Raw genomic sequence first — 20,019 nt, 5'->3', positions numbered from 1 at the left:
CCCGAAGGCATGCACTTCGACCTGTCCGAGGATCAGGAGCTCATCCGCTCCACCGTCGCGCAGCTGTGCCGCAAGTTCGACGACCAGTATTGGCTGGAGCACGACCGCGACCACGAATTCCCCACCGAGTTCTACCGGGCGATCGCGAGCGGCGGCTGGCTCGGCATCACCATTCCCACCGAATACGGCGGGCACGGCCTCGGCATCACCGAGGCCACCCTGCTGGCCGAGGAGGTGTCGCGCTCCGGCGGCGGGATGAACGCCGCGAGCTCGATCCACATGTCCATCTTCGGGATGCAGCCGGTGGTGGTGCACGGCTCCGACGACCTCAAGCGGCGCACCCTGCCACGGGTAGCCGCCGGGGACCTGCATGTGTGCTTCGGCGTCACCGAACCCGGTGCGGGACTGGATACTTCGCGTATCACCACCTCGGCCCGCCGCGACGGTGACCACTATGTGGTGAACGGACGCAAGGTCTGGATCTCGAAGGCGCTCGAGTCGGAGAAGATCCTGCTGCTGACCCGGACCACGCCCTACGACGAGGTCGAGAAGAAGACCGACGGGATGACCCTGTTCCTGACCGACCTCGATCGCGACCACGTCGACATCCGCCCGATCGCGAAGATGGGCCGCAACGCGGTGAGTTCGAACGAGCTGTTCATCGACGATCTGCGGGTGCCGGTCGAGGACCGGGTCGGCGAGGAAGGGCAGGGTTTCCGCTATCTGCTGGACGGCCTCAACCCCGAGCGCATGCTGATCGCGGCCGAAGCGCTGGGCCTGGGCCGAGTCGCGCTGGATCGGGCGGTGCGCTACGCCAAGGAACGGGTCGTCTTCGACCGGCCGATCGGCAGCAACCAGGGCGTCCAGTTCCCGCTGGCGGACTCGCTCGCCCGGCTCGACGCGGCGGAATTGGTGTTGCGTAAGGCCACCTGGCGCTACGACAACGGCAAATCCTGTGGGCGCGAGGCGAATACAGCCAAGTATCTGTGCGCCGACGCAGGCTTCACCGCGGCTGACCGTGCCCTGCAGACCCACGGTGGGATGGGGTACGCGGAGGAGTACCACGTCGCCCGGTACTTCCGGGAGTCGCGGGTGATGCGGATCGCGCCCGTCAGTCAGGAAATGATCTTGAGCTTTCTGGGCACCCACGCCCTTGGCCTACCGAGGAGCTACTGATGGTGTCGCAGACGATGTTCGACCTCACCGGGCGTTCCGCGCTGGTGACCGGGGCGGCGGGCGGCATCGGCGCCGCTGTCGCCCAGGCGCTCGCCATGGCCGGTGCCGCGGTGCTGGTGACCGACCTGGACGGTGTGGCGGCGGGCGCTGTCACGGAGAAGATCACCGGAAACGGCGGCACCGCAGCCAGTTTCGCCTTCGATGTGACCGATCCCGACGCGGCGGGCCAGGCCGCCGAGCGAGCGGCCGCGCTCGCCGGCGGGGCGCTGCACATCCTGGTCAACAACGCCGGGGTGACCGCACCGGCGATGCTGAACAAGACCACCGCGGAGTCGGTGCGTTCGCTGTTCGACATCCACGCGCTCGGGGCCATCCAGTGCGTCCAGGCAGCGCTGACGTACCTGCCCACCGACGGTACCGGCCGAATCATCAACGTCACCTCGGCCGCGGGCATCGTCGGGACACTCGGCCAGGTGAACTACTCGGCAGCCAAGGCGGCGGTCATCGGCATCACCAAGTCGATGGCGAAGGAACTGGCGCGCAAGCAGATCCTGGTGAACGCGGTGGCCCCACTGGCCGCCACTACGATGACCGAGGCCATCCGCACCGACGAGCGGTTCGCACCGCAGATGCTGGACCGAATCCTGTTGCGCCGCTGGGCTGAACCCGACGAGGTGGCGGGCGCGTTCGTCTTCCTGGCCTCCGATGCCGCGTCCTTCATCACCGGGCAGGTGCTGCCGGTGGACGGCGGCACGGTGATCTGATGGCACCCCTCGACCCACCCGCGGCCGCGCCGCTGGCCGGGATCACCGTGATCGCGCTGGAGCAGGCGGTCTCGGCACCGATGTGCACACGCGTGCTGGCCGATTTCGGTGCGCGGGTGATCAAGGTCGAGCACCCGGCGGGCGGCGATTTCGCCCGGCACTACGACGATGTGGTGCTCGGGCAGGCCGCCCACTTCGTCTGGGTGAACCGAGGTAAGGAATCGATCGCCCTCGATCTGAAAACCACTGCCGGACTGGATATCCTGCACCGATTGCTGAGCCGGGCCGATGTGCTGGTGAGCAATCTCGCCCCCGGAGCCACCGCCCGCCTCGGCTTGTCCCCGGCGGCGCTGGCCGAGCGCTACCCCTCGCTCGTCGCGATGGAGATCGACGGCTTCGGTCGGGACGGGCCCCTGTCGCACAAACGTGCCTACGACCTCCTCGTCCAGGCCGAAGCCGGAGTCTGTGCGGTGACAGGCACTGCCGGGCAACCGGCGAAACCCGGTCCGCCGGTGGCGGATGTGACCACGGGGCTCTACGCCGCGCTCGCGATCACGATGGGTCTGTACCGCCGTGACGCCGGTGCGTCAGCGGACCCGCGCCCACGCAACGCGGAGGCACGGAACGGCGCGGACATGGCTATCAGCCTGTTCGACACCATGGCCGAGATGATGGGCTACCACCTCACCTACGCCCGCCACGCCGGGGTGGACCAGATACCGCTCGGCATGAGCTCACCCGCGGTCGCCCCCTACGGCGCCTACCCGACCGCCGACGGCCACACCGTCGTGCTCGGCACCACCAACGACCGCGAATGGCAACGCCTGGCCACGACCGTCCTGCAACGCCCTGATCTCGCCGCCGACACGAGGTTTCGCACCAACTCCGGCCGCACCGCCCACCGCGCCGAACTCGACGCGGCGATCACCGCATGGTGCGCGGGCCACGAGCTGGTGGAGATCCAGCAGATCGCCGACAGCGCCGGCATCGGCAACGCTCGCTACAACCGGCCCAGCGAGGTTCTGGCCCACCCGCAGCTCGAGCAGCGAGGCCGCTGGCGCGACATCGACACCCCCGCCGGCCCCATCCCGTCACTCCTCCCGCCCGCAGTGGTCACCGGCTATGCGCCACCGATGGGACCGGTACCCGACCTGGGCGCCGATACCGACCGACTCCTCAGTGAAATAGGCTGCACCGCAACGGAAATAGAGCGGTTACGGGCAACCGCTGTGATCGGCGAGCAGGTCCGCACCGAGGTCGGAACATGACCGGCGCCGGAGTCACCTCCGCGACAACCATCGCGCGATGGGTCGCACAGTCCGCCGGTCCGTGCCGCCGCCGGGTTGGTCCACGCCGCACTCGTCCGCTCAGCCACGATCGGTGCCACCTGTGTGGACGGCAGCTCGCCGGGACTGGCCGTGCCGCGCGCGTTGGGCGGCCCCGACCGCAGCCCATGCCCGATCCCACTTCTCCCGCAACCGATTCCGGCTACCGCTACGCCATTACACGCATCGCGACCGAACTGTCAGGTGACCGCTGCCCCGCGGTAGGAGCCGGGTCATGATCGGTGACGACGTCGCGGACCAGGTGCTGCTGGTCGCCGACCGCGACGGTGTGCGCACACTGACCCTGAATCGTCCGCATCGGCGCAATGCCATCGACGCGGAACTCTTCGCAGCCCTGGCCGATGCGCTGCGAGTGGTCGCGACCGATCGCAGCGTACGCGCACTGGTGCTCACCGGAGCGGGCAGCGCGTTCTGTTCCGGGGCCGATATCTCGGTGCCCGACAACGCGCACCCGATCTATCGCATGCGCCCGCTCAGCGAGGTGGCGACGCTGCTGCACGAGCTGCCACTGCCGACGGTTGCCAAGGTGGCCGGGCCCGCGATCGGGGCGGGGTGGAATCTGGCGCTGGGGTGCGATCTGGTGGTCGCGACCCCGGAATCGACCTTCGCGCAGGTGTTCACGGCCAGGGGCCTCACGCTCGATCTGGGCGGGTCCTGGCTGCTGCCCCGGCTCGTCGGTCTTCAGCAGGCCAAACGGCTGACCCTGCTCGCCGAGACGATCGCCGCCGCCGAAGCGCACGAGCTGGGTCTGGTCACCTGGGTGCGCTCCGCCGACGAGATCGACGCGTTCACCGGCGAGCTCGCCGCCCGGCTGGCCGCGGGCCCACCGGTGGCGCTGGCGCAGACCAAGGCGCTGCTGCACGAGGGCGCCGACTCCACCTTGCGCCAGGCCCTCGCCGCCGAGGCCCGCGCGCAAGGGCTGAACTTCGCCACCGCCGACGCGCCGGAAGCGTTCGCCGCGTTCGCCGAACGGCGCGCGCCACAGTTCACCGGGCGGTGGACGGTGCATCGTCCACCGATCCGTCCCACGAGTTCCGAGAACGGGAGATAGCCATGCCCGAGGTAGTCATCGCCGCCGCGGTCCGAACCGCGGTCGGCAAACGCAACGGCGGTCTGGCCGGTGTTCACCCGGCGGACCTGTCCGCGCTGGTCCTGTCCGCCCTGGCCGAGCGCACCGGCATAGACCCGGTCGTCGTCGACGATGTGGTGTGGGGCTGCGTGTCCCAGGTGGGCGACCAGTCGAGCAATATCGGCCGGTACGCGGTGCTGGCCGCGGGCTGGCCGGAGAGCGTGCCGGGCACGACCGTGAACCGCGCCTGCGGTTCCAGCCAGCAGGCCGTCGACTTCGCCGCCCAGGCCGTGTTGTCGGGAATGGCCGACGTCATGGTCGCGGGCGGAGTCGAAGTGATGAGCCGGGTGCCGCTCGGCGCGGCCAAAGCCGGTGGCGCACCCTATGGTCCGCGCGCGCTGGCCCGCTACGACGGTTTCTCCTTCAACCAGGGACTCTCGGCCGAACTCATCGCCGGCAAGTGGAGCCTGGACCGGACCCGACTGGACGAATTCGCCGTGCGCTCGCACGAGCTGGCCGCCGCCGCGCAGGACGCGGGCGCGTTCACCGCGCAGATCGTGCCGGTGACCACCGCCGACGGTGTCGTCGACACCGACGAGGGTGTTCGGCGGGGGAGCAGTACGGAAAAGCTGGCGAAGCTGAAGCCCGCCTTCCGCGACGACGGCGTCATCCACGCGGGCAACTCCTCCCAGATCTCCGACGGCGCCGCCGCGCTCCTGCTCACCACCACGGACAAGGCTCGTGAACTCGGTCTGACCCCGCTGGCGCGCTACCGCGCCGGGGCGGTCGCCGGATCGGACCCGGTCCTCATGCTGACCGGCCCGATCCCGGCCACCGAGAAGGTGTTGCGCAAAGCCGGGCTCACCCTGCCGGAGATCGGGGTGTACGAGGTGAACGAGGCCTTCGCGCCGGTGCCGCTGGCCTGGCTGGCCGAGACCGGTGCCGACCCGGCCCGGCTCAACCCGCTGGGCGGGGCGATCGCGCTCGGGCATCCGCTGGGCGGTTCGGGCGCGGTCCTGCTCACCCGCATGCTGCATCACATGCGCGACAACGGGATTCGCTACGGCCTGCAAACCATGTGCGAGGGCGGCGGCACCGCCAACGCCACCATCGTCGAGCTGGTCTGAGGGGATCACATGCGCCGGGAACTGTTCACCCCCGATCACGAGGCCTTTCGCGAACTGGTCCGAGGTTTCGTCGAGAAACGCATCGCCCCGAACTACGCGGACTGGGAACGCGCGGGCCGGATGCCGCGCGAGATCTTCACCGAGATGGGCGAACTCGGGCTGCTCGGCATCGCGCTGCCCGAGGAATTCGGCGGCGCGGGCCTGCGCGACTACCGTTACAACGTGGTCCTGCAGGAGGAGGCCGCCCGCGCCCTGGTGACGATGGGCACGGTCCGCACCCAGCTCGACGTCATCCTGCCGTATTTCCTCGAGTACGCCGATGCCGCGCAACGCGAGCGCTGGTTCGCTGGTCTGGCGGCCGGGTCGCTGCTCACCGCCGTGGCCATGACCGAGCCGGGCACCGGCTCCGACCTGGCCGGAATGCGCACCAGTGCCGTGCGCGACGGCGACCATTACATCCTCAACGGCGCGAAGACCTTCATCACCGGTGGCCTGCTCGCCGATCTGGTGATCGTCGTGGCCCGCACGGCAACCGACCCGGAGAACCGCAGGGCCGGCCTCACATTGCTGGTCGTCGAAGACGGGATGCCCGGCTTCGAACGTGGCCGGGAGCTGGAGAAGATGGGCTGCAAGGTGCAGGACACGATGGAGCTGTCGTTCACCGACGTTCGGGTGCCGGTGGCGAACAGGCTGGGCGAGGAGGGCGCGGCGTTCGGCTATCTCGGGCACAACCTGCCGCAGGAGCGGCTCACCGTCGCAGTCGGCTCGGTGGCCCAGGCCCGCGCGGCGATCGCCGCCACCGTCGAATACACCAGGGAGCGTAAGGCTTTCGGTACACCGGTGGCCTCGTTCCAGAACACCAAGTTCGAGCTGGCGGCGCTGTCCACCGAAGTCGAGGCCGCGCAGACGATGATCGACCGGGCCGTCGCGGATCTGCTGGACGGCGTGCTCTCCGGCGCCGATGCCGCCCGGGTGAAACTGTTCTGCACCGAGGTGCAGGCCCGCACCGTCGACCGCTGCCTGCAACTGTTCGGCGGCTACGGCTACATGATGGAATACCCGATCGCCCGGCTCTTCACCGATGCGCGGGTGGCCCGGATCTACGCCGGGACCAGCGAGGTGATGAAGATGATCGTCGCCAGGGACCTCGGCCTGTCCTGACAGCACGCGAAAAGCGCCGGATCTCAACGATTCCGGCGCTTTTCGCGTTCGCTCACTCCGCGGGCGCGTACCCGAGGATGCCCTTGATCTCGAGGTAGTCGTCGAAACCGAACGCTCCCCACTCGCGGCCGTTGCCGCTCTTGCGGAAACCGCCGAACGGACTGTGGAAGTCGAACCCGTCGTTGATCGAGACATACCCGGCCCGGATGCGATGTGCCACCGCCCGTGCCTGGTCGAGGTCGGCGCCCGCGACATTGCCCGCCAGCCCGTACTCGGTGTCGTTGGCGATCTCCACCGCGTGATCGACGCTGTCGTAGGCCAGGATCGTCAACACGGGGCCGAAGATCTCCTCGCGCGCGATCGTCATGTCGTTGGTGACATTCGCGAACACGGTCGGCTTGACGTAGAAGCCCTTCGCCAGACCGTCCGGGCGGCCGGTGCCACCCACCACCAGGGTCGCCCCCTCGTCGATGCCACGCTGGATGAGACCCTGCACCTTCTCGAACTGCGCCTTCGACACCACCGGGCCGAGCGTGACCTCGGTATTGGGATCGCCGACGGTGAGCTGCTCGGCGGCCGATTTCGCCGCCGCGATCGCCTCGTCCATGCGGGCGCGTGGCACGAGCATCCGGGTCAGCGCGCTACAGGTCTGGCCGGAGTTCATCATCAGCGGGCCGATGCCCGCCGCGACGTTCGCCGCGAACTGCGCGTCGTCGAGCACGATATTGGGGCTCTTGCCGCCGAGTTCCTGGGTGACCCGTTTGACGCTGGGTGCGGCATTGCGAGCTACCTCGATCCCGGCGCGGGTAGACCCGGTGAACGAGATGACATCGACGTCCGGGTGTGCGGCCAGGGGAGCGCCCACGCCGGGGCCGTCGCCGTGGATCAGGTTGAACACGCCGGCGGGCACCCCGGCGACGTCGAGCACCTCGGCGAAGATCTGCGCGCTGAACGGCGACTGCTCCGACGGTTTGAGCACGACGGTGCACCCGGCGGCCAACGCGGGGAACACCTTCACCGCGATCAGGCTCAGCGGCCAGTTCCACGGGGTGATCAGCCCCGCGACGCCGATCGGCTCGCGGGCGATCAGCGTAGCCCCGCGCTGCTCGGTGAACGCGTAGTCGCGCAACACCTCGATCGCCGTATCGAGATGTCCGGCAACCAGATTCAGCTGGAACCCGTTGGCCAGTGCCGCCGGGGCACCCATCTCGGCGGTCAGCGCCGCCGCGATGTCGCCGCGGCGGCGCTCGAACTCGACACCGATCGCGGCCAGCAGCTCGAGGCGTTCGCTGACCGAACTCCGCGACCAGCTCGCGAACGCGCCACGCGCGGCGGCCACCGCCCGGTCGACATCGGCCACGGTCCCCGCCGCGACGGTGCCGTAGACCTCCTCGGTAGCCGGGTCGACAACGTCGAAAGTCGTGGTGCCGGCGGGCTCTATCCACTTGCCGCCGATATAGAACGTGGAGATGGCAGGCATGATTATTGGGTTCCTTCCGCGTACCAGGTGCGGAACTCGTCGTAGGAGGGCATCTCCTCGGAGTTCGCCTTCGGGTCGACCGCTACGTGGATCACACCCGGCTTGCCGCTGGCGTAGGCCCGCTTGATCGCCGGTGCGATGTCCTCTTCACGGTCGACGTATTCGCCGTAACAGCCGAAGCCCTCCGCGACCTTGTCGAGCCGGGTCTCGGTGCTCCAGTGCACCCCGGTCTCGAGCGACCCCTGCCCGAAGGTGCGTTTGTAGACGCCGACCTCGAGCCCCCACGCGTAGTCGACGGCCACTACCGAGACCAGCGGAAGATTCAGTCGCACAGCGGTTTCCAGCTCGGCGATCTGGAACTGGAACGAGGAGTCGCCGGAGATCAGCATCACCGGGCGGTTGCGGCCCTCGGCCACCGAGGCGCCGACCGCGTAGGGCAGACCGGTGCCGAGGTGGCCGAAGTTCTGGTTCCAGATCACGTCGTGCGGCTTGGCCTGGGAGTAGGTCCAGCCGAAGATCGTGGTGGCGCCGCCGTCGCGCACCATGATGCCGTCGGCGGGAAAAGCCTTGGTGGCCTCCACGATCAGCCGCGCCGGATGCACCGGCGTGCGCCCGGACGGTGCGGTCTCGGCGAGTTCGGCCAGTCGCGCGGCGTCCTGCTCGATCCAGCCCGCCAGTTCCGGGGTGGCCGTGCGAGGGGTGTCGCGCAGCGCCGCCACCAGTTGCGGCACGATCGCGCGCAGGTCGCCGACCAGCGGCACGTCGATCGGCCGGTTGACTCCGATCGCGGCCGGATCCTGTTCGATCAGAATCCATTTCCGGTCGGCCTCGCCCGCGACCCAGTGCCGTCCGCGCCCGTAGTGCACGGGTTCACCCAGCTCGGTGCCGATCGCCAGGCACAGATCCGACCCCACCACGGCCTCGACCGCCGCCGGTGAGAAGCCGTACGGGAAGGTGCGGTCCTCGAGGCCCTTGATGTAGGAGGTACCGCCGGAGGTCTGGATCACCGGAACCGCAAGCAGCTCGGCCAGTTCCCGCACCGCCGCCCCGGCGCGCGAGGTGTGCACGCCGTGCCCGACCAGCAGGATCGGCTGCTTCGCCGCACGCAACAGCTCGACCGCCTCGGCGACCTTGTCCGCGCCCGCGGTCTGGCCCACCAGGCGATAGCTCGCCGGTGGCAGCGGCGCGGGCACATCGAGCTCTTCCTGGATGACGTGTGAGGGGTATTCGATATAGACGGGGCCGGGGGTTCCGCTGAGCGCCTTGCGCAGGCCCTCGCGGATGATCTCGTCGGTCTGATCGGCGTATTCGATACTCGCGCTGTACTTCACCGAGTTCTCGAACAGCGCGGCCTGTTTGACGAATTGGATCCGGCCTCGGCGGACCCGCTGCTCGGTGATCCTGGCGCGCTGACCGCCGAGGAAGATCACCGGCGAATGCTCCACCATCGCGCACATCATCGCGCCGGCGAGATTGGCGACGCCGGGCCCGAGCGTGCCGATGCAGACCGCGGCCGTGCCGGTCATCCGGGAGACCGCCTCGGCCATGAAACCGGCCGACTCCTCGTGGTGGGGTGCGATGACGTTCCAGCCGCGTTCCTCCGCGAGATGGAACATGTGCACGAAGTTCGGATCGGGGATACCGAAAATCGTGTTGATGCCTTCGGCTTCGAACAGCTGAAGGATTCGTTCGTAGACCTTGACCGACATGCCGGTTAGCCTTTCGTGACTAGCGCGAAACTCTTCCTGAGGTGTTCTGTGTGACCGGCCGGAACCGGCGGCAGGATCCACGAATTCGCGGTGTCACGGATCGCGTCGATCTGCTCGCCGACCTGCTCGATCGTCCACGAGGGCTGATGGACCCCCGGGGTTTCGGCGATATAGGCCCGGCCAACCCGCCCCGCGACGGCCACCAGCATCTCGCCGGTGATCGAACAGGATTCGTGGGCGAGCCAGCCGACCGCCGGGGCGGTGAGGTCGGGTCCCATCGGCGGATAGGCGGAGGTGTCGAGACCGTCCGCCAGCCGGGTCACCGCGGCGGGCACGATGACGTTGCTCGTGATGCCCGATTCCGCGCCCTCGAGCGCGACGACATTGGACAGCCCGATCATGCCCGCCTTGGCCACCGCGTAATTGGCGACGCCCTTGTTGCCGTAGAGGCCGCCGATCGAGGACGTGAGGACGACGCGGCCGTACCCGGCGTCGGCCATGACCGGAAACGCCGGGCGCACCACGTGAAAGGCTCCGCGCAGGTGCACGTCGAGTACCGATTCGAAATCGTCGTAGCTCAGCTCGCGCAGGGAGCCGTAGCGGACATTGCCCGCGTTGTGCACGAGGATGTCGAGGCGCCCGAAGTTCGTCAGCGCGACGTCGACGATCGCCTGTCCGCCTTCGGGCGTGGCGACCGATTCGCCGCACGCGACGGCTTCGCCGCCCACCGCCCGGATCTCGGCCACCACCTCGGCGGCGGGATCGCCCTCGACGGTGTCGCCGCGCACGCTGCTGCCCAGATCGTTGACCACCACCTTGGCACCCCGCGCGGCCAGCAGCAGCGCGTAGGCGCGGCCGAGACCGCGCCCCGCGCCGGTGATCACCGCGACGCGACCGTCGAAGCGCAAGCTCATCTGCTCAGCTCCAGACCCGGCAGATCGCCGCCGTCGCGCCAGGCTCGCAAGAGGTCACCGAAGGCGTAGAAGCCGGGCCAGTACGGTTCGCCGAGGTGCGAGCGGATCTGCTGCTCGCCCTCGTTGTTGTAGTAGCCGGGTGTGCACTCGCGCTGGAAAGTGCTGTTGTCGACGGCGGTTTCGCGGACCGTGCGCACCCAGTCTCGCGTGGCCTCGACCGTCGGCTCGACCGTGGTGGCGTCGGTGTCGACGGCCTGTTTCAGGATGTAGGCGATGTGCTCGGCCTGCTGGTCGAACATGTCGGTGGTGCTGGCGGTGACCCCGCCCTGGAGGAACCCGGTGAAGAACAGATTCGGGAAGCCAGGGGTGGTGAGGCCGTGCAGGGTTCGGTAGCCCTCACCCCAGTGCTCGTAGAGCGAGAGGCCGTCGCGGCCGGCGAACGGCGCGATGCCGAAGCGGCGGTCCAGATCGGTGGTGATCTCGAAGCCACTGGCGAAGATGATGCAGTCGACCTCGTGCTCGACGCCGTCGGCGACGATCCCGGTGGCCGTGATGCGTTCCACGCCTTTGGTCTTCGCGACGTCGACCAGGGTCACGTTGGGGCGGTTGAAGGTGGGCAGGTACTGGTCGTTGAAACACGGCCGCTTGCACAGGAATCGGTAGTACGGCTTGAGCGCGGCCGCGGTGGCCGGATCGGTGACGATCTCGTCGACACGCGCACGCACGCGCTCCATCGCCTTGTAGTCCTCGATCTCGCGCAACTCCATGAACTTCTCCGGCGTGAGCGACGCCCAGCCGCCGGTGGCGCTCAGGTGCGCCTCGAGGTTGCGGCTGACCTCGGTCCAGCCGTCGCAGATCAGATCGGCCTGGCCGGGCGTGAATGCCTCGAACGCGGCGGTATGGAAGTTGCGTTTGCGCTCGCGGGTCCAGCCCGGCTGCACTGAGGCGGCCCATTCCGGATCGGTCGGCACGTCACCGCGCTCGTAGACATAGGAAGGCGTGCGCTGGAAGACGTAGAGGTGCTCGGCGGTCTCGGCCAGGTGCGGCACGATCTGGATGCCGCTGGCGCCGGTGCCGATCACCGCGACCTTCTTGCCCGCCAGCTTGGTCAGCCCGCCCTGCATCGTGCCGCCGGTGTACTCGTAATCCCAGCGCGCGCTGTGGAAGGTGTGACCGGTGAACTCCGAGATCCCGGGGATACCCGGCATTTTGGGCTTGTTGAACGGGCCCTGCGCCATGATCACGAAGCGGGCACGCAGGTCGTCGCCACGGTTGGTGCCGATCTGCCAGCGGTCGAGCTCATCGTCCCAGCGCAGCGACTTCACCAGCGTGCTGAAGATCGACCGCTCGTAGAGGTTGTAGTGCTTGCCGATGCGCTGCGCGTGTTCGAAACACTCGTCACCGCGCGCGTACTTCTCGGTCGGCATGTAGCCGGTTTCCTCGAGCAGCGGCAGGTAGGCGTAGCTGTCGGTGTCGCACTGGATGCCGGGGTACCGGTTCCAGTACCACGCGCCACCGAAATCGCCTGCTAGCTCGATGATCCGGAAGTCGGTGACCCCGGCCTCAGTGAGCCGGGCGGCGGCGAGCAGGCCCGCCCAGCCGCCGCCGAGGATCGCGATGCCGATCTCGGCGGTGATGGGTTCTCGCGGCACCACCGCCGTATACGGGTCACCCTCGTAGAATTCGGTGAATTCGTCATCGGTCACCAGGTACTGGTCCTGGCCCTCGGTCCGCACGCGCTTGTCGCGTTCGGTGAGATAGCGGGCCCGGAGTGCCTCGACATCGACGTCGGGGGTCTGCGTGGGTGCGCAGTCGCTCATGCGGATTTCCTTGCTGGGATGGATGATTCAGGTGAGATCACGAGGCGCGCCGGTGTCCATGTACCGCGCGAGGTTGTGGTGCAGGTTCACCACGCTGCGCTCGCGATAGGGGTTGGGTTTCGGGCCGGAGAAGCCCCGCGATTTCATGCCCTGCTGGACGGCGGCCATATTGTCGAAGTCCTGCGGCAGCACGGTGCGCCACCCGGGGTCACCGACCGGGGTGTACTCCCATTCGGTCTGCGGCTCTTGCCCTTCCGGGAACAGCTCGAAGACGGCGGCCTCGAAAATGCACTTGTCCGGATCGGTGCCGTAGGGGCGGAACCGGTAGCAGAGCATGTTGTTGACCGCGTGCCCGATCTGGAAGTTCGGGAAGATCTGCCAGGCGGTGCCGCTCTTGGCGACGACGTCGGGCTCGACCTTGGGCCAGTCGACGCCGCGCGCCTGGTCCTGCGCCCTGGCCGTTTCGAGCCAGTAGCGCAGCACCTGGTCGGACGGGGTGCCCTCGGGCAGCTCGTCGACGAGCCGGTTGGCCACGTCCACCAGCGTGCGCGTGGTGTTGGTATTGGCGTTCTCCCAGGTGAAATTCTGCAACTGGGCGGTGGAGACCCGTGCGTCGGCACCGCCGCCCACCCGCAGCTTGGCCTGGTTCTCCTCCATGCCCTTCGGCGCGTCGTAGCCGATGTTGCTGTGCTTGCCCTGCGCGCGGGCCCAGCCGAGGAACGAGCCGAAATTCGAGAACTCCGGGTGGGTGTAGGGGACGTGGTAGGTCTCCATGAACGCCTCGAAGGCGACCTTCCAATTGCAGTCGAAGGTCAGCCATTTGCGCCACCGGTAGCGCATCTTCTCCAGCTCGAAATGTTCGAGCAGGCCCGCGGCGGGCTCGAGATAGTCGCGCAGCGGCTCGCATTCGGGGTCCATATTGATCCAGACCCAGCCGCCCCAGGTGTCGATCTGTACCTTGGCGAGTCCGTCGTTGCGCTCGGTGAGACCGCACGTCCAGTCGTCGCGTTCGGCGACGAAGGTGTTGCGGCCGTCGAGGTCGTAGCGCCAGCCGTGGAAGCTGCAGGTGAACTGGCGGGTCTGCCCGCGTCCGTCGTGCGCGCCAGGGGGAGTGTCCACCAGGCGGCGACCCCGGTGCGCGCACACATTGTGATAGGCGCGCAGGGTGTCGGGTGCGGTGCGGACCACGATGATCGAGTCGGCGGCGATCTCGTAGGTCAGGTAGTCGCCGACCCGTGCGATCTCCTCCACCCGGCAGACCTGCTGCCACACCCTGGCCCAGAGGAGGTCGCCCTCGGCCTTGGCGTACTCCGGGGAAATGTAGGCCTCGACGCCGATCGTCATCGGGGTCGACAGCGGATCCGCGGCGGGATCGCCGGTGGTCTCGGCGGTTTCGGTCATGACATCCTCCTGGAGGAAACCGTGGGTTCGTCAGCGGGTGATGGCGGCGCGGAAGTCCTCGTTCTCGAGGAACAGCGAGGTGTGGTCACCGCCGAGATGGGTCCAGCGCAGGTTCAGGCCGCCGTCCACGAGCAGCGTCTGGCCGGTGATGTAGGTGGAAAGGTCGGAGAGCAGGAACAGGATCGGGCCCGCCTGCTCGTGGGGCTGCCCGCGCCTGCCCATCGTGATGGCCCGGCGATCGCGATCGGGGTCCTCGCCGACGTAGGCACGGGAGGCCGGTGTCTCGGTGACGCCGGGCGCCACCGCGTTGACCCGGATTCCGTCCTGCGCGAGTTCCACCGCGAGCGTCCTGGTCGCGGCGACCAGTGCGGCCTTGGCGGTGCCGTAGGCGAGGTGGAACGGTGCGGTATTCATGCCACTGATCGAGGAGATCGAGACGATGGAACCGGGCAGATCGCGCGCGCGCAACTCCCGGGCGACCGCCTGGCTCATGAAGAACATCGTGTCGAGGTTGCGCGCGAACAGGTCGTGCCAGTCGGATCGGGTGATCCGGACGGCGGGCATCCATTGCGACGGATCCGCGCCACCGGCCACGTTCACGAGCCCGTGCAGAGTGCCGGGAACCGCGGCGACCCGGTCGAGCACGGTCGCGATTCCTTCGTCGGTGCCCGCGTCGGCGGCGACCGGGATCACCGGGAGCCCCTCGGCGACGAGGGGCGCGATGTGGGTATCCAGGTTCTCGGTCGACCTGCTCACCGCGATGACGGTCGCGCCCGCGCGGGCCACCATCGCGGTGACGGCGGTACCGATGCCGCCGCCACCCGCACCGGACACGATGACGATGCGCCCGTCGAGTCCCAGACCGTCGTAGGCCATATCCGTTGTCACGCTTCCTGATTCAAGGTGAGGATGCTGCCCTCGGCGTCGGCGGAGAGGTAGAGGGTGCCGTCCGGGCTCGCGGTGATGCCCGCGAAGGGGCCCATCGGGCCGGAGAACGGCGGGGTGCCGAGCAGCGGCTTGGCGACCACCCCGTCGGGCACGCCGACCGGCAGCCCCGCGGCGAGCGTCCGGCGCGCTTTGGTCTCCAAGTCGACAACGATGACGGCCTTCAGACCGACGTCGACGACGAACAGTTGCGTGCCACGGACCAAGATGCCGTGCGGTGTATCCAGGTCGTCGACCACGATGTCGACGTTGCCGTCCTTGATCGAAACGACGCGTCCCGCACCGGATTCGGAGACCAGGACGGATTCGTCCGGCCCGAACGCCACGCCCAGTGGGCCCGCGAGCCCGGTCGCGATGGCCTCGGCCCGGCCGCCGTGCAACGACATCACCCGGCCCGCGCCGAACTCGGCGACGACGATGACGTGATCGGCGGTGGCGGCGATGCCGTAGAGCTGGTCGTAGCCCTGCGCCACGATCTCGGTGCTCGGCTCGGGACCCAGCCGGTAGTAGGCGATCTCGCCCGACGACGTCGAGACGAGGAACTCGCCGGGGCCGACCGAGGTGGCACCGCGCACGTACCCGGGCGTGTTCACACTGAACAGCGAGGCGACCGGTTCGAGCTCGCCTGCGCGCAGGACATAGAAGTACGTGCCGTCGGCGACGTAGAGGTTGCCGTCGTGACCGAAGGTGAGATCGAGCGGCCACATCAGCCCGCCCGCCAGGATCGGTGCCGTCGCGCCGTCGCCGAGGATCTCGGTGATCGCACCGGTGAAGCTCGACACGAACAGCCGATTCCCCACGAACGTGCAATTGTCCAGTCCGGGAGCGAGATTCGCCAGTACCTGCCGGTCGCCGGTGCGTGGATCGATGCGGAGCACCTCGCCGGTGCCCACCTGGGTGGACACGAGGAAGCCCGCGGCGTCGAACTTGACCGAGTCGGGGACGCCGAGGTCGCCGGCGACACGTTCGGGCTCGCCACCGTTCGGGTCGACGCGCCAGATGTCGTTGGTGCCCATGACGGGGTAGTAGAGGAGTCCGTCGGGGCCGAATTCCATCGCGTTGGGCATCGGGAGGTTGTCGACCAGTACGCGCGGCGCACTGCCGTCGAGCGGTAGTTCCATGAGCCGCCCGCCGATCCGGCACTCGTTGACGAACAGCCGGCCCGCGTGGAAGGTGATGCCGTTGGCCCCGGGCAGGTCGTCGCGCAGGACCCGGGTGGTGCCGTCGGGGTGCCGCACGCTGACGCGGGCGTCCATGTACTCGGTGGCGATGAGATTGCCGTCGGTGTCGAAGACGAGATCGTCGGGGGCGACGATGTCACCACCCTTGGCACTGATGGTCTCGAGCCTGCCGCTGTCGACGTCGAGCGCGCTGATCTGGCTGCCCGCCACCTGCGCCACATAGATGCGGTCGTCGGCGCCGGTGCGCAGGCCGTTGGCGCCGAAGAGCCGGCTCGGCGGTGTGAGTCGTTGCACGCGCCAGCCTTCGGCGACGGTGAACGGTGTATCGCTGCTGTAGCGCGCCCCTCGGGTCACTACGGGGCCCTCCCATACGGTCGGATCAGATGTGTTGCGGGCCACAGTACGGCAATCCTCATAAGGATTGCAATATCGGATTTCAGTCCCGAATGCGCTGCTCAGGAGGATATGTGCTGAGATGACCCCGGTGGGTTGCGCGCTGGGGCGCGCTGACCTGGACCGACGCCGACATGCGGCCCCATATTCACAAGAACAACGTATGCGAAATCGTGAGAATCAGATTATCGGACGGCCGGAAGAGGGCGTGCGAATATCGGCGAATCGCCTGATGTGGGTGAGGGGTGGCTCAGGGTCGAGTGTTCGACCGTGGCCGCGCGCCCTGCTTGGACGCGGTGATCATGTCGGAGTCGAACCGCTCTAGCACCAGGCTCTGGGTGGCCGCGAGATGGCTGCGGTAGAGCCGCTCGGCCTCGGCGGCACGGCCGGCCTCGATCTCGCCCGCGATGCGCCGATGGGTGCGCACGGCCGCGTCCGCCTCGTCGTGCGAGGGGTACTCGCCCTGCTGGGTGAGTTCGAGCGCCCAGGCCTCCTCCTGCGAGGACCACAGCGTGACCAGTGCGCTGACCATGTTGCGCACCGTGAGATTGGGCGTGTGGGCCACGATCAGATCGTGGAATTCGCGGGCGGTGTGGGTGAATTCGACGCCGTTACCGAGCAGCTGTGCCGACTTCTCGACGTTCGCGAGCAGGGCGGGTACCACCGTGGTGGCGCGGTCGGCGCGACCGGCGCACGCGGCCGCGCACAAGGGTTCGAGCATCCGCAGTCCGGCGGCCAGATCGCCGAGCGTCACCCGGGCGCCCTGCAGGGCGAGGCCGAGATGGTAGGCCGCCGAGGTCTCGTCGGGCCGGTGCACTTCGGCACCGCCGACATTGCCGCGGCGGACGGTGACCAGGCCCTCGGTCTCGAGAATGCGCAGTGCCTCACGGATCGACGGGTAGCTGACGCCGAAATCCTGGACCAGCTGGTCCTGTGTCGGCAGCCGGTAGTCGGCGTCCCCGGTGAGAATGCGGGTACGCAGTTCGTCGGCGACCGTTTCGGCGATGCGGCGTTGCGGGACCCTGGTGCGGCGTGTCCCTGTCGTGCGGCCCGCCCTGCTCCCCGAGTCGTTCGCATCCGCCATGGCGGGCAGTCTAGTCGGGGCGTCGGTGACCCCACAAATATTGCTATCCTTATGAGGATTGGATACCGTGCGTGGCATGGACTTCACCATGGGTGATGCGGCCGCCGGTCTCCGCGGTGAGCTCCGCGAGTTGATCGCCGCACAGGTTCCCGACGGCTTCCTCGGCGCGTTCACCGACGAGCCCGCCGACCTCGCGACCGCCCAGCGGTTCTGCGGTGTGCTCGCCGATCGCGGGTTGCTCTGCGCGGCATGGCCGCAGCGCTACGGCGGGCGTGGCAGTTCGGTGTGGGAACAGACCGTGGTCCGCGAGGAGATGTGGGCCCATCACGAACCACGCGGGGCCCAGTACATGGGCGTCAACTGGGTGGGCCCGGCCATCATGCGGCACGGCACCGCCGAACAGCAGCGCGAGCATCTGCCGCCGATCTCGGGCGGTGAAGTGATCTGGTGCCAAGGGTTTTCCGAGCCGGACGCGGGCTCGGACCTGGCTTCGCTGCGCACCTCGGCACGCCGCGTCGGCGACGGCTGGCGCATCAGTGGCCAGAAGATCTGGACCTCCTACGCCACCATGGCGCAGTGGTGTTTCCTGCTGGCCCGCACCTCCGACGGAGACCGTAAACAGCAGGGGCTCACGGTGTTTCTGCTGCCGATGTCGGCGCCGGGCATCGAGGTGCGCCCGATTCGTTCCATGCTCGGCCCGCACCACCTCAACGAGGTGTTCTTCGACGACGTGCCCGCCGTGGCAGCCGATGTGCTCGGCCGGGTGGACGAGGGCTGGGCGGTGGTGCAGGAGGTGCTTGCCTTCGAACGGGTCGGCATCGCGCGCTACGCCCGCTGCGAACGGCTGTTGCACCTGGCACCGACGGTGATCGGTGCGCGCTGGAACGACATGCCGGCAGCGCTGCGCGGCCGGTGGGCACGCATGCTCATGCGGGCGCGCCGGGCCCGGCTGCTGGCCTACCAGGTGCTGGCTACCCAGAGCACGGGCTCCGTCGCACCCGGTGACGCCGCCGCTTACCGCATCGCGGTCACCCGCCTGGATCAGGAGAGCGCGGCTCTACTGTCCGAACTCGCCACGCATCTGCCCGACGAACAGGGCGCGCGGCGACAGTTCCGCCGGGCGGTCGACGATCACTGGCGGTACGCCAACGCGGCGACCGTGGCCTCGGGCAGTATCGAGATGCAGCAGATCCTGCTGGCGCGCGCATTGCTGTTCAGCACCCGACGAGCTGGGGTTCCGGCGTGAGTCCGGCCGTACCGCCGCCGAGGGAAGGGTCGAGTGCTCGTGTGGGCGCGACCGCACTGCCGTCGGAGGAAGAGCAGAGCCCTCGCGTGGGTGCGGCCGTTCCGCCGCTGCGGGGAGAGCGGGGTCGTCGCGTGGGTGTGGCGGCACCGCCGCTGGATGGAGAGTGGGGTTCTCGCATGGGTATGGCAATGGTGCCGCAAGAGGGAGACCGGGGTTCGCGTGTGATGGTGGCGGCACAGCCGCCGCGGGGAGAGGGTCCGATGAACCTCGAATTAGCTGATGAGGCAAGAGAATTCGGTGCGCAGACGCTGCGTGCGTTGGGCGCCGCGGGTGGTGACGAGCTCGTTCGCGCCGCGGAGACCGAACCAGCGGAGCGGAGCGCACTGGTCGACCCGGTGCTGTCGCGACTCGGTGCGTGGGAGCTGGCGCCGCGGCGCGATCCGGTGGAGCTGGAGGCGGCCGCGGCGTTGTGCCGCAGTGCGGGCTATTGGGCCACCCCTTATCCGGTGGCGGAGCGGCTCGCCCGGCCGGACGGCGCCGACGCTGTCTTCGTAGTGGCGGGGCCGCAACCCGCTGCTGCGATCGGTGGCCTCACGCTGCGGATCATGGCGATCGATCCTGATGGGCGGCGTGGTGCGGTCACCGCGTTGCCCGCAAGGGGGACGGCACGCGAGACGGCGTTCGTCACCCCGATCGCGGTGCGGCCGATGGACGCCGACGGTATCGACGACCTGGCTCTGGCTGTGGCACTGCCGTGTTGGACGTTGCTCGGCATGCTGGACCGGGCGCTCGCCTTGGCCGGTGACCACGTGCTGGTGCGCGAGCAGTTCGGCAGGCGGCTGGCGGAATTCCAGTCCGTGCAGTTCCAGCTGACCGACGCCGAAGTGGAGCGCAAGGGAGTGGAGATGCTCGCGCGCTACGCGCTGTGGAGCATCCAGACCGGGCAGCCCGATGCCGTGGCCGACGCGCTCGCGCTGCGACTCGCCGCGCTGGAAGCCGCCGAGATCGTCTTCCGTGTCGCGCATCAGGTGCACGGCGCGCTCGGTTTCTGTGACGAATCCCCGCTGTCGTGGCTGTCGCGGCACAGCCTGCCGCTGCGCCGATTGCCGTTGGGAATCACCGGCACCGAGGACCTGCTCACCCGCCGGGTCGGCACCCGCGGGCTGGCCGGGCCGTTCTCCGACCCGCAGGGAGCGTGAACCG

At 68.7% G+C, this 20,019-nt stretch carries 16 protein-coding genes; 8 read left to right on the top strand and 8 right to left on the bottom strand.

From position 1 onward, the window contains the following. The first annotated feature begins 9 nt into the window (after window positions 1-9). From ACWZHB_RS13895 to ACWZHB_RS13870, 6 genes are all read left to right on the top strand, one after another. The gene (locus ACWZHB_RS13895) at window positions 10-1,176 is read left to right on the top strand and encodes an acyl-CoA dehydrogenase family protein (protein ID WP_427909160.1); all 1,167 of its coding nucleotides are present in this window, start codon (window positions 10-12) and stop codon (window positions 1,174-1,176) included. Then, window positions 1,176-1,940, top strand: coding sequence for an SDR family NAD(P)-dependent oxidoreductase (locus tag ACWZHB_RS13890; protein WP_427908353.1), 765 nt, complete (start codon window positions 1,176-1,178; stop codon window positions 1,938-1,940). Before ACWZHB_RS13895 ends, ACWZHB_RS13890 begins: the two co-directional genes overlap by 1 nt. Next, a complete protein-coding gene (locus ACWZHB_RS13885) occupies window positions 1,940-3,208 on the top strand; it encodes a CaiB/BaiF CoA transferase family protein (protein WP_427908352.1) in 1,269 nt (422 codons plus the stop codon). Before ACWZHB_RS13890 ends, ACWZHB_RS13885 begins: the two co-directional genes overlap by 1 nt. 292 nt (window positions 3,209-3,500) lie before the next feature. Then, window positions 3,501-4,337 carry an enoyl-CoA hydratase/isomerase family protein gene (locus tag ACWZHB_RS13880; protein WP_427908351.1) on the top strand — a complete coding sequence of 279 codons (837 nt, stop codon included), beginning with the start codon at window positions 3,501-3,503 and terminating at the stop codon, window positions 4,335-4,337. 2 nt (window positions 4,338-4,339) lie between these two features. Continuing rightward, window positions 4,340-5,482, top strand: a complete 1,143-nt coding sequence (locus ACWZHB_RS13875) for a thiolase family protein (RefSeq protein ID WP_427908350.1) — start codon at window positions 4,340-4,342, stop codon at window positions 5,480-5,482. 9 nt (window positions 5,483-5,491) lie between these two features. Continuing rightward, a complete protein-coding gene (locus ACWZHB_RS13870; RefSeq protein WP_427908349.1) occupies window positions 5,492-6,643 on the top strand; it encodes an acyl-CoA dehydrogenase family protein in 1,152 nt (383 codons plus the stop codon). A gap of 52 nt (window positions 6,644-6,695) precedes the next feature. Here ACWZHB_RS13870 and ACWZHB_RS13865 read toward each other — a convergent pair whose 3' ends face one another. The 8 genes from ACWZHB_RS13865 to ACWZHB_RS13830 form a co-directional block, all read right to left on the bottom strand. Next, window positions 6,696-8,123 carry an aldehyde dehydrogenase family protein gene (locus ACWZHB_RS13865; RefSeq protein ID WP_427908348.1) on the bottom strand — a complete coding sequence of 476 codons (1,428 nt, stop codon included), beginning with the start codon at window positions 8,121-8,123 and terminating at the stop codon, window positions 6,696-6,698. 2 nt (window positions 8,124-8,125) lie between these two features. Next, a complete protein-coding gene (locus ACWZHB_RS13860; RefSeq protein WP_427908347.1) occupies window positions 8,126-9,832 on the bottom strand; it encodes a thiamine pyrophosphate-binding protein in 1,707 nt (568 codons plus the stop codon). Window positions 9,833-9,837: 5 nt separating this feature from the next. Further along, window positions 9,838-10,746, bottom strand: coding sequence for an SDR family NAD(P)-dependent oxidoreductase (locus ACWZHB_RS13855; RefSeq protein ID WP_427908346.1), 909 nt, complete (start codon window positions 10,744-10,746; stop codon window positions 9,838-9,840). Continuing rightward, window positions 10,743-12,566, bottom strand: a complete 1,824-nt coding sequence (locus ACWZHB_RS13850) for a flavin-containing monooxygenase (RefSeq protein ID WP_427908345.1) — start codon at window positions 12,564-12,566, stop codon at window positions 10,743-10,745. Before ACWZHB_RS13850 ends, ACWZHB_RS13855 begins: the two co-directional genes overlap by 4 nt. A gap of 27 nt (window positions 12,567-12,593) precedes the next feature. After that, a complete protein-coding gene (locus ACWZHB_RS13845) occupies window positions 12,594-13,967 on the bottom strand; it encodes an aromatic ring-hydroxylating oxygenase subunit alpha (protein ID WP_427908344.1) in 1,374 nt (457 codons plus the stop codon). A 30-nt stretch (window positions 13,968-13,997) separates the two neighbouring features. After that, on the bottom strand, window positions 13,998-14,843 hold the full coding sequence (locus tag ACWZHB_RS13840; RefSeq protein WP_427909159.1) for an SDR family NAD(P)-dependent oxidoreductase: 846 nt from the start codon (window positions 14,841-14,843) through the stop codon (window positions 13,998-14,000). A gap of 8 nt (window positions 14,844-14,851) precedes the next feature. After that, on the bottom strand, window positions 14,852-16,447 hold the full coding sequence (locus ACWZHB_RS13835; protein ID WP_427908343.1) for an SMP-30/gluconolactonase/LRE family protein: 1,596 nt from the start codon (window positions 16,445-16,447) through the stop codon (window positions 14,852-14,854). A gap of 289 nt (window positions 16,448-16,736) precedes the next feature. Then, window positions 16,737-17,570, bottom strand: coding sequence for a FadR/GntR family transcriptional regulator (locus ACWZHB_RS13830; RefSeq protein ID WP_427908342.1), 834 nt, complete (start codon window positions 17,568-17,570; stop codon window positions 16,737-16,739). Between the two features lie 76 nt (window positions 17,571-17,646). Here ACWZHB_RS13830 and ACWZHB_RS13825 point away from each other — a divergent pair, with 76 nt between their 5' ends. Beyond that, complete coding sequence (locus ACWZHB_RS13825) at window positions 17,647-18,816, top strand: acyl-CoA dehydrogenase family protein (protein ID WP_427908341.1); 1,170 nt, start codon at window positions 17,647-17,649, stop codon at window positions 18,814-18,816. Between the two features lie 260 nt (window positions 18,817-19,076). Continuing rightward, window positions 19,077-20,015 carry an acyl-CoA dehydrogenase family protein gene (locus ACWZHB_RS13820; protein WP_427908340.1) on the top strand — a complete coding sequence of 313 codons (939 nt, stop codon included), beginning with the start codon at window positions 19,077-19,079 and terminating at the stop codon, window positions 20,013-20,015. Window positions 20,016-20,019 lie beyond the last annotated feature (4 nt).

This window comes from Nocardia sp. FBN12, assembly GCF_054031145.1.
The sequence above is the reverse complement of the archived record's forward strand: the minus strand, read 5'-3'. Positions and strand labels throughout refer to the sequence as shown.

Bases quoted from the DNA above. Each gene is read 5' to 3' on its own strand.
- ACWZHB_RS13895 (WP_427909160.1), top strand. From the start codon at position 10: ATGCACTTCGACCTGTCCGAGGATCAGGAGCTCATCCGCTCCACCGTC.
- ACWZHB_RS13890 (WP_427908353.1), top strand. From the start codon at position 1,176: ATGGTGTCGCAGACGATGTTCGACCTCACCGGGCGTTCCGCGCTGGTG.
- ACWZHB_RS13885 (WP_427908352.1), top strand. From the start codon at position 1,940: ATGGCACCCCTCGACCCACCCGCGGCCGCGCCGCTGGCCGGGATCACC.
- ACWZHB_RS13880 (WP_427908351.1), top strand. From the start codon at position 3,501: ATGATCGGTGACGACGTCGCGGACCAGGTGCTGCTGGTCGCCGACCGC.
- ACWZHB_RS13875 (WP_427908350.1), top strand. From the start codon at position 4,340: ATGCCCGAGGTAGTCATCGCCGCCGCGGTCCGAACCGCGGTCGGCAAA.
- ACWZHB_RS13870 (WP_427908349.1), top strand. From the start codon at position 5,492: ATGCGCCGGGAACTGTTCACCCCCGATCACGAGGCCTTTCGCGAACTG.
- ACWZHB_RS13865 (WP_427908348.1), bottom strand. From the start codon at position 8,123: ATGCCTGCCATCTCCACGTTCTATATCGGCGGCAAGTGGATAGAGCCC.
- ACWZHB_RS13860 (WP_427908347.1), bottom strand. From the start codon at position 9,832: ATGTCGGTCAAGGTCTACGAACGAATCCTTCAGCTGTTCGAAGCCGAA.
- ACWZHB_RS13855 (WP_427908346.1), bottom strand. From the start codon at position 10,746: ATGAGCTTGCGCTTCGACGGTCGCGTCGCGGTGATCACCGGCGCGGGG.
- ACWZHB_RS13850 (WP_427908345.1), bottom strand. From the start codon at position 12,566: ATGAGCGACTGCGCACCCACGCAGACCCCCGACGTCGATGTCGAGGCA.
- ACWZHB_RS13845 (WP_427908344.1), bottom strand. From the start codon at position 13,967: ATGACCGAAACCGCCGAGACCACCGGCGATCCCGCCGCGGATCCGCTG.
- ACWZHB_RS13840 (WP_427909159.1), bottom strand. From the start codon at position 14,843: ATGGCCTACGACGGTCTGGGACTCGACGGGCGCATCGTCATCGTGTCC.
- ACWZHB_RS13830 (WP_427908342.1), bottom strand. From the start codon at position 17,570: ATGGCGGATGCGAACGACTCGGGGAGCAGGGCGGGCCGCACGACAGGG.
- ACWZHB_RS13825 (WP_427908341.1), top strand. From the start codon at position 17,647: ATGGACTTCACCATGGGTGATGCGGCCGCCGGTCTCCGCGGTGAGCTC.
- ACWZHB_RS13820 (WP_427908340.1), top strand. From the start codon at position 19,077: ATGAACCTCGAATTAGCTGATGAGGCAAGAGAATTCGGTGCGCAGACG.